This is a genomic window from Bradyrhizobium sp. UFLA05-89 (assembly GCF_059803475.1).
This window is the reverse complement of sequence record NZ_JBANBA010000087.1, coordinates 1-15,259: the sequence shown is the minus strand read 5'-3', so window position 1 is coordinate 15,259 and position 15,259 is coordinate 1. Positions and strand designations below refer to the sequence as shown.

Sequence of the window (15,259 nt, the reverse complement as noted above, 5' to 3'; positions counted from 1 at the left end):
AGATGGAACGCTCCCCGCCTTAATCAGATTTCGTTAGACCTTCGCGGGGCGTAAGGCCGACACGGCCGGAGCATTGATCGGCTGGCCGTTGGGCGCAAAGATCGAACCGTGGCACGGGCAGTCCCAGCAGCTCTCAAAGCTGTTCCAGTGCAGATGACAGCCGATATGGGTGCAACTGGCCGCATGAAGATGCAGTTCGCCAGCCTTGTCCTTGTAGGCGGCGATCTTTTGGAGCCCCCGCCGCAGGATGGCGCCCTCACCCGGCTGAAGCTCTTCGAGCGAAGCGATTTCACCCGGCGCGACGTATTCCGCTAGATTTTGCAAGATCGTGATGTTCTCGCGCAGGAAATTGCGCGCCGCTGCGAGCGGTTTGCGATCCGGCGCGTAGACGGACTTCCACGGATGGTCTTCGCCCAGAATGAGAGACGTATTCAACATGGCGCCCATGACGCCATGGGTCAAACCCTGGCCTGAATCGCCCATTGCGAGGTAGATGCGCTCGCTGCCGGGCTCGCGGCCGATGAAGCCGGCATAGTCGATCGTATCGAGAACCTGGCCCGACCAGCGATGGGTGACGGGGCCAAGGGCCGGGATCAAGTCGCGCGCCCAACTTTCCAGGCGGGCAAACCGCCGATCGGCATCATTGGCCTCGCCGCTCTTATGGTCTTCGCCGCCGACAAGAACGAAATCATGCTCGTCTGGGCCCGTTTGCAGCCGCACATAGTGGTAGGGATCTTCGGTGTCCCAATAGAGCGCATCGGGAAGCTCGCCCCGCGCTATGGCGAACGCGAGCACGTAGGTACGGTAAGGAGCCACTTTCGTGTGCAGTTGAAAGCGGTCGGCGATGGAGGCGTTGGTCGCGATCACGGCATGCGCGGCGGTGATCTGCCCTTGCGAGGTTCGCAGCGTGACGGCGCCGTCTAGTTCGGCAACTTCTTCCACCGGGCTGTTGGCAAAGAAGCGGACGCCGCCGCTCTTGCAAACGGCGGCAAGTCCGGCGAGATATTTGAGGGGATGGAATTTCGCCTGGCGTGGATATCGAAGGACGTGCCGGTCGTCGCAATTTTTGAGAGGCACGCCGACCAGCCGGTGAACCGGTGCTCCAACCTCGCGCACCGCTTCCAGCTCCTCGTCGAACATGTCGGCCGGCATGCCGTTGCCCTGAAACAGATAGCCGTCAAGACGAAGGAAGTCACAGGCGATTTTCTCGCTGGCCTGGATGTCCTCGATCCTGTCGACGGCGGCGGCCTGACTTTCGTAGAACAGCTTGGCCGCCTCGACGCCGCGCAACTTTTTGAATTCGCTCATCAGATCATCGCAAAGAGGCGCGAGATGCGCCGAAGTCCGCGCCGTCATGCCGCTGGCGATACCTTTGCGGTCGATGACGATGACCGACCGGCCGCGCTTCATGAACTCGTAGGCCGTTGAGAGCCCGGCAATCCCGGAGCCAACGACGGCGACATCGCAGTGCACATCGCCTTTTAGCGCACCCGCCTCGGGCAGGATTTCGGTCTCCATCCAGAGCGAGGTGCTGACCATGCTGAACTCCAGCTAAAGAGGCAAAACGCGGGCTGTTTGCGCAGGTTCCTACGGGCGCGTGGGCGGCCACCTCCCCCAGGCTTCAGGGATGATCGGTGCGCGACAGCCCGTTGAGCAGCTCACGCTCCGGGACCGCACTCGCTCACCGCGGCAGCGGCAAGAGCGAGGAACAAAGCCCTGTCGCCGCCGTTCCATCGCTTTGAATTCGAGGAGCGACGTCATGGGACTATTCACGAAAGACATCAAGACGATGGATGACCTGCTCCTGCATGGCTTGCAGGACATCTATTATGCGGAGCAGCAGATCACCAAGGCCTTGCCGAAAATGATCGACAAGGCCACCAACCGGGATCTGGCCACAGGTCTCAAGAACCATCTCGAGGAGACCAACAAGCAAATCGAGCGTCTCGAAAAGGTGTTCGAGAAACTCGGCCAATCGCCGAGTGGCACGCAATGTCCGGCCATCGACGGCATCATCAAGGAAGCGGACGAGACGGCCGCCGAGATCGAAGACAAGACGGTGCTCGATGCGGCGATCGTCGCCAACGCGCAAGCCGTCGAGCATTACGAGATATGCCGGTATGGTACGCTGATCGCTTGGGCGGGAGAACTCGGCCACGACGATATCGTGCGTTTCCTGACCACGAACCTCAACGAAGAGAAAGCGGCGAACGCCAAGCTCAACACGGTTGCGTTGCGCAAGGGCGTCAACAAGAAGGCCTCCACCGCCGCCTGATTGGTAGAGCCCGGCGGGTCGATTCCGCCGGGCCCGCTACTCCTTACGAGGCCAAGTCATCCGCCATGACCAAACTAACAAAACTGCCGAGCTGGGCCGACGACAACAATATCTTCGCCGTGGTCGAGACGCCGCGCGGTAGCTCGTGCAAGCTCGATTTTGATCCCAAGCTTGGCGTTTTCGCTTTGGCGAAGCCACTGATGGCAGGCCTGACCTATCCTTATGATTGGGGGTTCATTCCCTCGACCAAGGCCGAGGATGGCGATCCGCTGGATGTGCTGATCCTGCATGATGCGCAGACCTATCCAGGCGTCGTGCTGCGCTGTCGACCAATCGGCATTCTCGAAGTCGAGCAGAAGAAAAAGGGCAAGAGCGAGCGCAATGATCGCGTGTTTGCGGTGCCCGACCGGTCACCGCTCGAAGCGGATCTCAAGGATATCCGTAATCTTCCCACCCATGCACGCGACGATCTCGAACAGTTCTTTCGGGCGACGAATGCGTTGGAGAACAAAGAGCTGCAATTCCTCGGTTGGCATGGGCCGAACCGCGCGACCAAGACCATCAAGCGGCTGGCCCGCCGAGCCGCGAACTAGAACTTCAGGGTCGTACGCAAGCCGCGCACGGTTGCGTTATGAAGAATGTTTCCGGGCACTGCACTGGAGGGGCTCGTGGCACCTCCACTCGGGTGGATGATGTATTGCAGGTTGGGCTGCAACGTCCACCCGTCCCTGATCTGGTATTGATAGACGGCTGTCAGAAGGCGCTCGAAACTGCGCATCGGCCACGCGGAATCTAGAAAAGTACGATGCTCGGTATCGAGCGCCTGTGCGCGTTTCGACATGCGCGTAGCTTGCCGCGATTCCGAACTTATCGTCGGGACGGCTGTCGTTGAGACCAATGAATTCAATACCGGCGTCGGCGTAGCGGTCGATCAGATTACGGTCGGCCGGCGCGTCCGAGATGCGCGCAAAAATACCGATCCCGCGGTCGGCGCTGTTCGGTACGCGATAGACCTTTTGTCGAACATCGTCTCCGCGAAGGGTCCCGCCGAGCACCTGTCAGTAGTCAGACGGCATCAGGCAGAAAGCGAAGGCGCCAGCCGAGTACCGGGACCGCATCGCGTGGCTGTCCGGCTCGTGCCGCAGAGGCGCATGATTTTGGTGCGGGATAGCGCGTGTGGTCCCACACGTCGGCGGGCTTCATAAAGACCGTTTTAAAATTCAAAGTGCGAGAATCACGATGGCAAGTATCGTGACAAAGGCACGTAGTGTAAGGGACTAGATTGCCGATAGACCGGGACAGCCGGCGCGCTTCGTCCTTCAGGTTTGGAAGCGATCCCGGAAACCGGTCCGGAGAACTCGGACGTCGCTGAGCGCGCTCGGGATGCGTAGGCCGAAGGGGTTTCACCTTCGGCCCCGACGTTCGCATCCATGACCATCGAAGTGAAACCTATCGTTAGCGACGTTGCGGGAGCGGCCAACTCACTCAGCGTGGATTTTGCCCGCGACAGGAAAGCGGCATCCGACGCTATGTCCCAGTTCTTGTCGTAATATGGCAACTGAGATCTGATTTGATAAATGCGCCGCACCGCTGTAGTGGGGGACGCCAAATCTCGCTCAATGCCGGTCGCCTCCGCCTTTTCGGTGACGGCCTGCGATTGAGCAACGGCCTTTGAAGGGACTACGGGCCATACGAGACCCTCAGGTTGTGTTGCGAGGTAGTCGAGCAAGCCAAAGTGTTTCGGCGAGTTCTGGGGCTAACCGAGCAAAGGGTCGATCTGATTCGACCGGAAGCGAAGAGTCGTCCAAATCTGGCACTTGCGACCCCTCAGAGACAGGTAAGAAATGGGTCTATATTGAGACCAGAATCTATCCCCGGTGGCCAATAATCATCGAACGTCTGTTATACCCGCCGATCCTCCGAGCCTGCAGTGTGGTCGATGTTTGTCAAGCTGTTCATGGGCTGATAGGCTGCGGGTAGCTGCGTTCGGCGTGGCACCGGCCTCAGTAGGAGTCCGGTGTGAGGGGAGTGGGTAACCAGATTATAAATCGTCGCCCCATCGTTGCTGCCCACCAATCGTGAGCAGACGTCCGTCAGAAAGAGACGCCAGTCCCTCGCAAAACATCTGATGGGAAGGCGAAGCGACCGCAGATGTGTTCGCCTTCCTGACCAGCGATCCCAACGCCGAGGTCAAACGCGTCCACCCCAAGGCCATGACGGTGATCCTGACGACCGACGAGGAGCGCGACGTTTGGATGCGCGCGCCATGGGATGAGGCGAAGGCGTTGCAGCGGTCGTTGCAGGATGACGCGCTGAAAATTGTAATGCGCGGGGCGGATAAAGAAGATCGCGCGGCCGCATAATTGGGGCAGACTTGACACTGGAAGAACTCGCAAGGATCGCGCCACTTGGTACCGTGGTCATCGCGCTCAGCGCGCTGGGGGTTGCGATGTGGTCGTTGTTGACCCAGAAAGCAATCGCCCGTCGGCGCGCAGCGATCGACTTCTTTCTCAAAACAGAGATAAATGAAAAACTGTTGATCGCTTACGACAGGTACAGGAGTGCAGTAGGCGTGCTGCGAAATGTCAACCATTTGCGCATTCTGCAAAACCGATGACTATCACCACGTACGGAGCTATTTGAATGTGCTTGAACTGATGGCGGTAGGTATCGAGAACAGCACCTTTGAGAACGTATCTGTTACGTCTACTGGAAAGGCTTCGTCCTAGACGCGATGCGAGACACGGCCAAACTGATCGACCATATCCGAATTCAGCACAACGCGGACCTTACTTCCGGAGCTTTCGCCAACTTCACTACCGTTGGATGACCAATCCGGAGCTTGCTCTACGTTGGCAGCATAGGGGACCTCCGTTGCGGCGCGGACCGATACCGCTCACCCCACCACAATAGGTCATCCGAGCACTACTGCCGATGCTCCCACGCGCGTGTTCAAAATCGCATCGCTTTTTCTTGCGGCGTCGATCGAAGCGGCAGTCCCCGCTGATCTAATCGGCCGCGCCGGCATCATTGACGGCGACACCCTCGAACTCCACGGCAGGCGCATCCGGCTCTGGTGCATCGATGCTCCGAGAGCAGTCAGATTTGTCGAGGGCGATAGCCTGGAATATCGATGCGGAGCGAAGGCGGCCAACGAAATGGCGGCATTCATCGGTAGTCGGCCCGTTTCATGCACGCCGATGAGCCTCGCGGTTACGGGCGCACGGTCGCTTCATGTGCGGTCGGCGGCGCCAGGGATTTTGCGAAAGCGCTTAGGAGCGATGAGTTTGAGTTACGCCCGGGGCTGTTAGCCACCGGACCGAAGCAGATCCACGGCCTCAGCTAACCGGTCCGCTGCTTGCACGGCACTCGGCATGGACTGCTTTTCGGAAGGCGGCGAGCCGACAGAATTGACTGTCAGCCCCCTACCAGCGGCGAGAACAGCTATCACAATCGCAGCGAGATATCGGTCCTCATAGCGATGGTCCCTCCATTTGTGGGGTGCCCAGAGCGCGCGTTCAGAACACCCCGATCAAGGCGAAGAAGCCGATTTCGATTAGGAAAGTGACGGACATGATGGCGACCGTAAGAAACGCGTCACGCACCGATATGGTAGCCATGGCATGCCTCCGCCTCGGGCAGCCCCTTCGATAAATTCGCCTATGATAAAAAAGTTTCGGGTTCCGCCGGATCGCGGCAAGTACCTTCCGCGTTACGACGGCGACGGCAGGAAAAACAATGAAGCTTGCTCATAAAGCCAACGGTGGCAGCCATGGCGAAGCCCCTTCCGCTCCAAGACCCTCACCTGACCGAAGCTTTAGAACTCGACCATTGTCGGGCGATCTGCGAGGAGATTGGTGAGCGGCTTCAGCATAGCCTCGCTCGCAACACCTCACCGTTACCGACGCGTCTGCGAAAATTGGTCAACCGGATTGCCGAACTGGAAGGCAACGCGCCTCCACTCATTCCCGACTGCGATGACAAACTACCAGCCCGGGAGCGCCCGAAGCGCGGGCGGAACTTTTGGTGGTTCCCCTAAAAGAGGGACGGCCACAGGCAACCATGGTCTCCGAGACCGCGGCGACGCTTAGTGCATGGCCGCATCCATATCGAGAAGATCAACGCGCCGTTCCTCTACGCGCTCAAGGCCACCGGCGGGGAATTCCGTGCGGGCAGATGGCAGTCGAGCTCGGCTGCACGAGAGCGGAACCTACGTCAAGCTTTTGAAGACAAACTAACAAGCGCCGATCGATCTTCTTTGGTTCTCAGCGGACACACCCTGAATGTGCTTTGCCGGTTGTAAAAGAACAAAGCGTGTCTTGCTCGCCTGCATGCGGTGTTGCTTAGATCCGCAGAAGCAGATTAAGGCTTCTCGTTCCTGCCTACATAGTGATTTCGGCGCGAGTGGCGGCGGCCGTGCATGTGGACGGCCCGGGCGCTTCTGCCAGCCTCCAAGCGCCGGGGCCGGTCCTCCTTTACAGACCGAAGCAAAAACGCCGCCCGCTTAAATGTACCGCGGACGGCGGCGTTCCAGCCCCGGGGTGGGGATGATGCAAAACTCCCGGTACCAATTAGTCTGATTGTACTAGGCGAAGGTTCAACCAACTGCCACTTTTTCCGATTTCGCATTTGTAATGTCTAATCACACCACGATCTGTCCGGTGGACAGTTTAAGATCTGGCTGACGTTGCGCCCGCGACTTAGCTTGAGCAGAAAGTATCGGCCCAGCCCAGCCATGGCGCGATGGGGCGTGAGCTCTGAAGCGAGACCGCAGCCCGCGTCCGTCTCGACCTTAATTCAGCTTCCGGGCGCAGCTTCCTAATGATCTCCGCAGATCAGGCGTCGAGCCTCTTGCCAGAGCTGCATTGCCCCACGCTAAGCCTCTCCGGCTGACTGGTATCCCAGACGCCAACACCGAACAGCAACCATTTTCCAGAACCGGCGAAGCAATCCGGAAACACCCGAGCTAACCTCATGACACTGACCAACGGGGATTTCGGTCATGTGGGCACTCATTGAAGATCTATATCGAGATTATTGCCTGACGCGGTTGCAGGAGATCCGGAAGTACGAGCTTTCGCATTAGGCCATGGCTCGCATCCAACGATCTCTGGTCGCCTCCACCTTCTTCACCGCCATCGCGACAGCAATTGCCGTCGGGGCAACCCACCTGAGCCGTCGCATCCAAAAAAGCAAGTGGCCCACGTCTTAAAGCAATCCTGAAACGATTTTAACTCTTCGGAGTAAGGCAATGCAGGAAAATAAAATCATTCAATTCCGTGATCTCGACGAGATCTTGTACAACGCTCAACTTCGGCGCTCCTCCGATCTTGGTCGGTGGCTACAGCAATATCTAGAAGATCGTCGCGAGGCCCGCCGACAAAGAGACCGAGCGAAATCGCCAACAATGGTCACAAGCCTTCACCGATCTGTCTAGCAAGCGCCTTGCGCCGAGCTACCTCGACAGACGGATTCGATTTATGCGATCTGGCTGGCGCGCAGTCTCCGTAAAAGTAATCGACCCGAACGTCGGGCAGCAAGTCGGAATAGTCCAAGACGTCCAGATTGGGTGAAGGCCCGCTCTGGCTAAGAATCAGACGTCAAAATTCTTTTCTACGATCGGTGTGAGCGGCTTCACACCATCGTTGGAGTTTCTGTCGCAAGATCGTCTCGCATTTTCAAACGCAGCATGGGGAGTGTTGCCATGAACATTGCAGAACACGCGATCATTCGACCGCACCTCGCTATTCAAAATCACTGGATCACATATTCGTATGCGGCTTTCGCGCTCGTCGCGCTCGCTGTGATCTACCTCGCATCCGCGGGGCCCGGATTCTCCGAAACAGAGTTGGCAAAGGCCAACGCATTGCCATGATAGGTGGCGATTGCCACCGAACGCTGTCGCGGCGTTCAGCTAGATACAGGACGCCCCGGCGAAACCAGGCAACGCTTATGCCGCGTGCCCTTTGGAGGCTGTCGCTATGCTTGAGCAGATTGCGCGAGTCCTCGGTTGGCTTTGCATCGGTGAAATAGCCGCAAGGTCGGGTTTGCTGCCCCTTCCCGCGCCCGTCACGGGCCTGATCTTGCTCTATGCCGAGACGATCTGGGTGTCCTTGCGGATCGGCTGCTTCAATTTCTGGGCATGCTTTTTGTACCGGCTGGCGTCGGCGTAATCGCCTATCTTGGTGTCCTCAAGACCGAGGTGCTTCCGATCTTGGCGGCCGTGATTGGTGGCACAGCGATAACTCTTTCCATCACCATGGTCGTTGTGAGCCGGCTTGGCGTCACAGCAACGAAAGCTCAAAAGCACGAATCCGACCGGCTTGAGGGAGCAACTCGTGATGTCCAGCCTTAGCCATCTCACCAGTATGACCTGGACTGGCCTGGCGGACAGACCCATCCTGGAAACCGCCGCGACGGTCTTTGCCTTTCTCGCGGCCAGTCGCATATCGCGCCTCGGTGGCAATCATCCTTTGCTAAATCCGACACTACTCGCGATTATTCTTATTTCACTCGGCCTTGAAGCAACACATATTCCTTACGAAACGTATTTGCACGGCGCTGACGTGATACAATTTATGCTGGCGCCTGCAGTCGTTCTACTCGCAGTACCTCTATTTCGGCAGAGGGCTGTTATTCGTGCGTCCGCGCGTCTAATTGCGGTAGGCCTCGTGGTCGGATTGCCCGTTGGCGTGATGAGCGCTGTCGGACTCGCGTGGATGCTCGGAGCGAGCTCGCAGACGATCCTCTCGATCGCACCTAAGTCGGTGACGGCGGGGATCGCTGTCGGCATTTCCGAGCAGATCGGCGGCCTTCAGACGCTTACGGTCGTGTTGGTCATCATGACGGGCATCACAGGTGCCGTCCTTGGGCCGATCATTGCGCGCCTTGCACGGATCGATGACCCGCGCGTGGTGGGTTTGACGATGGGCATTGCCTCACACGGAATCGGAACCGCGCGCGCTCTCCAGATCAATGAGGTCGCTGGTGCGTTTTCTGGACTTGGCATGGGTCTGAATGGGGTGCTGACAGCGGTCCTGCTTCCATTGATATGCAGACTGCTCTGACTGGCTGGTCCAGCGCGGAGACTGAGGCCGCCAGTTGTGCCCAGCGTGAAACCGGCGGGCCGCGATATTTTGCAAACCGGCGTCGGCGCCTCTTTGATCGCGGCATGCGTAGACCTGTCCGCCCGAAAGCGGGACATATGTGCAGCTCTTGAATGGCCGAGACTAGGCTGAACGCCCGCGCGAAGTCGGAAAGGTCCTGACGGATATTGCCTGCAGTTTTGCCGGGGCCGTTGGAGGTAGCTTGAATAGGGTGGACCGCGGATCACGCATAGACGGTCGGAGACCTTGCTCCGTCCACTTCTGGATAGACTAAAAGCGCAGCGCGGATGGCGATTCTTGAAGCTTACAAGGAACGAAGAACTTCGGAAGCAGGTTGTAGGCGCAGTACCTGGTCCCCGTCAGGTACCCGCGTGACGAATGGCCCCAGCTTGTCCCCCTGAGCTGGGGCCTCTTCTTTGCCCGCGAGGACGGGCTTGTCACAAACCTGTGGCATGACCATTGCATAGTCAAAATCAACTGGGATTTGCCCAGTTAGAAAATACCGCGCTGCCGGGATCTGTATTTCCCGCCCGACAGCGCCTTTTTCAGGAACGTATTTTCGGAGCACCCATGCCATCGAACACCATTGAATTGATCGTTTCCGCTTATGTACGTTTGAAGAACCGCCGAGCATTGGAGGACATGCGTGAACTTCGGCGCCAGTTGCTCGGAGGCCTACAAGCCACGCCGCCCGGCATCAATCCGCGTCCGGCTTTGAAGCACGTTGAAGAGGACCTGCGACTAATAGAGCAAGGGCTAGAGCAGCTCCGACTGCCACGCGAGCGCAAATCTGAAAGGTCGCGCGGTTGGATTTAGGCGTTGGGGTAGCAAGCGTTCCAAATGGCGAACATCCACGGATCGGGAGCGGAACACTGTGCCGAGGTGTCATCTGCAAAGCTTGCAACAAGTATAGTGCGATCCTGAGGCAGCAGTGGGTCGATCATGATGAGCATCTTCCCAAGCGCGACTCGCGCTAGGGCTGGTTTATGAAGCTCACGGCCGAACGCCCCTTCGCCAACCCTGAAGCCGCGGCCCGCAAGCTGGTTGAAATCGCCAGTTGGTCGCCGAATCAAAGAACGGGGTGATCAAAGGCTGCACACGATGGCGGCTTGCGCTTCGTTCAATCATCGCCCCAACCGGCGGGCATGGGCAGCCAGCCGCCGGGCGGGTTTCTATTTCCGTCGACAGTGTTGCATCCAAGCTCTAGCGGCGCATCCACATTGTCGCCACGATTGGTTCCAGCCGGTCGGATCGACCAGCGCGCTGGCATGGCTAGGCTCGGCACATCTTCGGCGGGGGCGTGTGCCGGACCGCCAGCCAACCCCGGCGCGCGGCCCGCATCGCGCTACACGAAGGTTCGCGTGCCACACTTCCATTATGACCTACCTGGTACTTCATAAGAGAGCGGCCGGCATCTATCACTGGGCCGTCTACTGACACGGCGAAAAACTCTCTGGCTGCGCCGAAAGCTGTCGTCCGGAACGGGCCTCGCGCTACTGGTGTTTGTCGCGAACATCCTGATGGCAGTGCTCGCCTGGATCGACGTCGGCCGCGTTCTGAACTGAGATGTCGCACTGACGCAACCTGAACGCTGCCGTGACGCCGGCGAGAACGTCGCCGCGCTGCCCAAGGCCGTGCATGATGCCCCGGAATCGCAAGCGACGATGGATGCCCTGATCCTGGTGGCCGAGCAAGGCGGCCCGACGATTCTCGCCCGGATTGGCATCATGCGTGCCTTGAAGTGCGGTCGCCAGATTCCGGACCGCGGCTCACCGCTTGTTGTAAGCTTGCTGCCCGATCTGCGCCGGACGCGGCGTGAGGACCGCGATCTGATGCGGCGACGCTGGCATTCCCGCCATCGTCTGTATGAAAGGCGAGAGGTCCTGCTCCGCGCCGGCCGGTCCCAGCACCATCAATTGATGCGGTGTGATCGGGAGGCCCGCAACTTCATAAACCGGCAGGTCCGCTGCGACAACGTCGATGGTGCCCAGTATGAGAGTCGCAAGTGCGACGCCCGATAATCGATAAAACATGATACGATTCCATTTCTCGAAATCTTCGGTCAGCTCCGATACGCGTTTAAGGCGGGCCGGACGCGGCGAACCGCCACAGCGCAGAAAATGAAACGTGATGAAAGACATGTTGGCGCGGTGGCGGTGTTCACAAGATCACCATGGCGATGCTAGTACCGGCCGTGGGCGGGAGTCCTTAAGCCGTCCTTACATTTGGCTGAGCTTTCTCTTAAGGATGCCGGGAGTGCCGAGGCCGGCCGGGTCACGCTGGCGGGCCTTGTCGTTTACCGCCTTAACTGTCGCCAATGTATCGCGAGCCGCTGGCGGTTGCGCCTCCCGCGCGATCGGCGTTGGTATCGAACCCGGGAATTTTACGAGTGGTCGCTGATCTATTTTCTGCCGAGCCAAATTTGCTGTTTTGTGGGAATTGGGCGTCAGGCAATCGGGCGCAGCCTGGCGGCCCACCACGCCCAAGCCGACGCGCTCGAGACATAAGAGCAAGCTAGACCGCTCGCGCCGCCGCCTATTGCGATCGATTCCTTTACCGCTCGTGACCAGCTCCCTTCGAGGAGGTCCTTCCCGAAAGAAAAGGCATGAGCGCCTGCGCAGTCGGCGCAACTTAAAGCGCTACCTTTGAGCACAGCGAGCGGATGGCCGACTGTTCTCAGACTGACCGCCGTTGGACATGGGTCCGTCCGATCACCAGCTAGACGTTCGCCGGTTGGAGTTGCTACCTAAAATCATCGTCGACTTCCAGAACGTGCGATTGGGCTCAGTTCATGCGGACAATCCGAGGGTTTGGAACGCCACATCGCAAAGCCCGTTGTCTTTTCAGAAATGACCGTTGTGATCGCACCCCATTTTCTTGGAGCGTCAGATGAGCAAACGCAAATTGGCAACTGCGTCAAAGCGCGTCCGCCATCCCAAAAAGGCCGCGCGAGCCCAACGGAACAAGCAGGCCGTTGTCAGAAGCCCGAAAGACGATTTTCTGCGCTCTGTTGCGGCAGCCTCGATTGAGCCAGCTCCTAAGCTACATGAGGATCCAAAAGGCGATGCTCCCCTCATTGAGACCCGGGTGGATGCGTTACCAGGCGACCTCAGTCAGAGGATGAGGGATAGCGATCCAGCGAAAAGCTTCGCTTTAGCGACGGCCCACATGCAGGCTTATCAAGCGAAGCTTCTTGAGATAGCCCAGGCCAATGGGCATCTTGCTTTTGAATTCTACCTGAGACTTACAGCAATCAGGTCGCCAACTGATTTTTTCGCCGTCATTATGGAATTTACAAGCAGACGGATCGAAATGTTCGGGCAGCATGCAAAAGAAATGGCTGCATATCCGTTCTGGCGCATCGATCCGTCTCGGAAGCTCGCGGTTCTGCCTGGACGATGAGGCAATGCCCCTCGCTGGGCAAATGGATGGACACAACGCTGACTACGGTTTGCTTGCTTCGGAAGACCTGCGATGACACTTCATGACAGCCCTTCGCTCCTAGGCTGATCCAGGCCTTACCAGATCATGGAAAATCAACGCCCCGCTCCTCTACGCGCTGAAGGCCAGCGGTGCGGAGTTCGGTGCCGGCATCAAGCTCGCGATCGACAGCGGCTGGCTCGAGATGCACGAGAGCGGACCTACGCCCGGCTGATTACTGAGGGTGACTACGACTAATGCTCGTTCGCTGTGGGCTTGCAGATCTCTGTCGTCCATAATCCGCAACGCCGGGTAGTGCATCAAAATTCAGTTCATACGAATGCGCAATATTTATTCTGGCGGACGCAGCTCGGAGGAACGCAACCAACCGTCGATCCGGGCGGCGTCGTGGGCTTTCTTCCAAAGGTCCGCACGCTCCTTACCGCGGGGGCCGATCAGGTTCGATCCGCCGGAGTGCCCTTTTCGTTGTGCAGCGATATCAGCCACCCGGCAATGTTAGTAGTTTCGTTCTGTCGACCCTTCCGAAGCACACTGTCTCTCTTGTGCCCTGGTGGAATGGATTTTGCCTCATCGCTCAACTGCCGTGCTTCTAGGTCGAGCCGGGCCTTCAGCGAAGCCTTTCGTATGAACCGGTGCCGCTTCATTGACACAATTCCACTCGCGATCCTCTGTAGTTAACTCGGCTCACTTGCATTGGTTCTTGTGTTCGACTGCCTCTGGCTGCGACCGCCGTCGTAGTGGTGAATGGTCGGTGAACGATCCATTTAATCGCCATTCAAGAGCAAGGACGTTTTGCCATCGTGTTGAGCAGCGAAGCGCGTGATTGCATCAGCGGTCACAGATTGAAAGCCGCGATCCCGTTCGCCGGCGAGCTCAGTCGAACGCGGCTAGCGCGAGAGCAACGACAGTGGCGGCGAGCGCAGCTCCATCCCGGCGGCGGCTTGATCCCGCCCGCCCCATGGATCCGGGCAAGGGGCCGCCGAAGAACCACGCGGGCGGATAGCGCTTGCTGAAATCGAGCGGCTCGATCGCAGCGGCCACGGGCGCGACAGGCGGGCTGTGCCCACGTCATAACGGCGCCGAGCATCGCGCACAACAGGACTGCGGTCGGAGGCTTGGGGCGAGCGGGGGCGACCTGCCCCGAAAGGGCATGGAATATGCCCATGCTTACCTTTGTGAGCGCCTGCCTTCAGGCGGCTGGGTGCCAAAAGGGGCGGCAGCAGCCCGTTCTGATGTCCACCAGCTAGTGTCGACTCTGCTCGTCTTTTTGTTGGCGGAGCTGCTCCAGCTGCCTCTCAAGGTGCTGCTTTCTGGTCAGCAGTTTGTCGTGCAGAATTACCTCCATCTGCCGATGGAGTATCCATAATTCATCGATGGACAAGTTCTCGAGATGTTGTTGAAACATGATTCCCCCGAACCATGGCGGCGCTCTCATTAATACGCATTAAATCGCGATGGAGGTTCCGATTGTGCTTGCCGCCAGCACATTCCGATCGATGCTTCTGGTCCGCCCGTGGTCGAGATCGTCCCTCAGCGATAGCTACTTTCTCTCGAAGATTCTCCAGTTCGCAAAGTTGGGCCAGTAGGCTTTCCGTTAGTTGGCGAAGAACAGCGGCGGGGTTATGGTCGATAGCGCTACCCATTTGAAATTCCTCCACAAAAGCTGCACCGGCAATCAACTTCACTCATTTTAGGAAGGAACTCACCTATGAAACAGATTGCAGTGCGTGCAGAGGAATCGCGGGGGGTGGCAACTGTCTGTGACCCTTGATTCCCAAGACCGATATAGGCCCGGCCTCACGACAACGGCGGAATTTAACGACCAAATTAAATGTGCATTTTATTGGCAGGGCAACAACAAATATTAAGATTATTAAATTATCTGCGTGCCGAAGCGGGCCTAGGCCTCACCGCCTCAGCCGGCGGGAAATGCGCCGCCATCCATTAATGGTTGCAATGGTTGCGCTTGCGGTGCGGTCGGCGCCAGCACTTCGCGCTGGACTAACCGCCATTGGCGCGCCCAGGTGGCAACAGTGCTGCTTGAGCGCCGTGCAGTCGGTCCCGCAGCATCGATGGTGAAATTCGCCAAATCCTACCAGGGGCTAGTTGTTGTTCCCGGTGAATGCCGCCGGCCACCTCCAGTTGCCGCACAACAACTTGGAAGAACCAGATGTGCACTCGCGCTTCCGGTGCCGACACAGCGTCCAGAAGGGATTGCACGCTGCTTCTGCGGCGGGCCCGACGCCCCACGTCCACACGAACACATCCGCCAGACCGCCGTCTCATCCTTCGACGCCCCCCTCTGGTCGGCGCCTTTCAAGGAGGATTGAGCATCGGCGTTGCGCCGCACCTTGCCACATTTAGTGCGCGCCGCCGCTGCATCTGCCAGATTTTCCCGGTGGTCCAATAGGGGTCCAAGTCCTCCAAAAATGAACAA

The 15,259-nt window shown here is 58.5% G+C and carries 11 protein-coding genes and 2 pseudogenes; 10 read left to right on the top strand and 3 right to left on the bottom strand.

Features of this window, described 5'->3' with window-relative positions:
• Positions 1 to 33: 33 nt before the first annotated feature.
• A complete protein-coding gene (locus SO139_RS32990; protein ID WP_498541271.1) occupies positions 34 to 1,539 on the bottom strand; it encodes an FAD-dependent oxidoreductase in 1,506 nt (501 codons plus the stop codon).
• A 220-nt stretch (positions 1,540 to 1,759) separates the two neighbouring features.
• Here SO139_RS32990 and SO139_RS32985 point away from each other — a divergent pair, with 220 nt between their 5' ends.
• Positions 1,760 to 2,275 (top strand): YciE/YciF ferroxidase family protein, encoded by a 516-nt coding sequence (locus tag SO139_RS32985; protein WP_498541270.1) that lies wholly within the window; start codon positions 1,760 to 1,762, stop codon positions 2,273 to 2,275.
• 65 nt (positions 2,276 to 2,340) lie between these two features.
• Positions 2,341 to 2,868 carry an inorganic diphosphatase gene (locus SO139_RS32980; RefSeq protein WP_498541269.1) on the top strand — a complete coding sequence of 176 codons (528 nt, stop codon included), beginning with the start codon at positions 2,341 to 2,343 and terminating at the stop codon, positions 2,866 to 2,868.
• Here SO139_RS32980 and SO139_RS32975 read toward each other — a convergent pair.
• Positions 2,865 to 3,330 (bottom strand): annotated as a pseudogene (locus SO139_RS32975) (carbohydrate porin). The gene SO139_RS32980 and the pseudogene SO139_RS32975 sit on opposite strands and share 4 nt — an antisense overlap.
• Before the next feature lie 1,098 nt (positions 3,331 to 4,428).
• Here SO139_RS32975 and SO139_RS32970 point away from each other — a divergent pair.
• The 6 genes and pseudogenes from SO139_RS32970 to SO139_RS32945 all read left to right on the top strand — a co-directional run.
• Positions 4,429 to 4,638, top strand: a pseudogene (locus SO139_RS32970) (SOS response-associated peptidase); the annotation flags it as partial.
• An 11-nt stretch (positions 4,639 to 4,649) separates the two neighbouring features.
• Positions 4,650 to 4,892 (top strand): hypothetical protein, encoded by a 243-nt coding sequence (locus tag SO139_RS32965; RefSeq protein ID WP_498541268.1) that lies wholly within the window; start codon positions 4,650 to 4,652, stop codon positions 4,890 to 4,892.
• Between the two features lie 3,364 nt (positions 4,893 to 8,256).
• Positions 8,257 to 8,448, top strand: a complete 192-nt coding sequence (locus SO139_RS32960; protein WP_498541267.1) for a hypothetical protein — start codon at positions 8,257 to 8,259, stop codon at positions 8,446 to 8,448.
• Positions 8,418 to 8,630: a CidA/LrgA family protein gene (locus tag SO139_RS32955; protein ID WP_498541266.1), complete on the top strand. Its 213-nt coding sequence runs from the start codon at positions 8,418 to 8,420 to the stop codon at positions 8,628 to 8,630. The genes SO139_RS32960 and SO139_RS32955 overlap by 31 nt, the downstream gene beginning before the upstream one ends.
• On the top strand, positions 8,617 to 9,342 hold the full coding sequence (locus SO139_RS32950) for an LrgB family protein (protein ID WP_498541265.1): 726 nt from the start codon (positions 8,617 to 8,619) through the stop codon (positions 9,340 to 9,342). Before SO139_RS32955 ends, SO139_RS32950 begins: the two co-directional genes overlap by 14 nt.
• 609 nt (positions 9,343 to 9,951) lie before the next feature.
• Complete coding sequence (locus SO139_RS32945; protein ID WP_498541264.1) at positions 9,952 to 10,197, top strand: hypothetical protein; 246 nt, start codon at positions 9,952 to 9,954, stop codon at positions 10,195 to 10,197.
• Positions 10,198 to 11,150: 953 nt separating this feature from the next.
• Here the strand turns inward: SO139_RS32945 and SO139_RS32940 are convergent.
• Positions 11,151 to 11,522: a hypothetical protein gene (locus SO139_RS32940; protein ID WP_474804944.1), complete on the bottom strand. Its 372-nt coding sequence runs from the start codon at positions 11,520 to 11,522 to the stop codon at positions 11,151 to 11,153.
• 748 nt (positions 11,523 to 12,270) lie between these two features.
• Here SO139_RS32940 and SO139_RS32935 point away from each other — a divergent pair.
• Together SO139_RS32935 and SO139_RS32930 are read left to right on the top strand one after the other, a co-directional pair.
• A complete protein-coding gene (locus SO139_RS32935) occupies positions 12,271 to 12,783 on the top strand; it encodes a phasin family protein (RefSeq protein ID WP_474804942.1) in 513 nt (170 codons plus the stop codon).
• 1,189 nt (positions 12,784 to 13,972) lie between these two features.
• Entirely contained in the window at positions 13,973 to 14,188 is a 216-nt protein-coding gene (locus tag SO139_RS32930; protein ID WP_498541263.1) for a hypothetical protein, read from the top strand.
• Positions 14,189 to 15,259 lie beyond the last annotated feature (1,071 nt).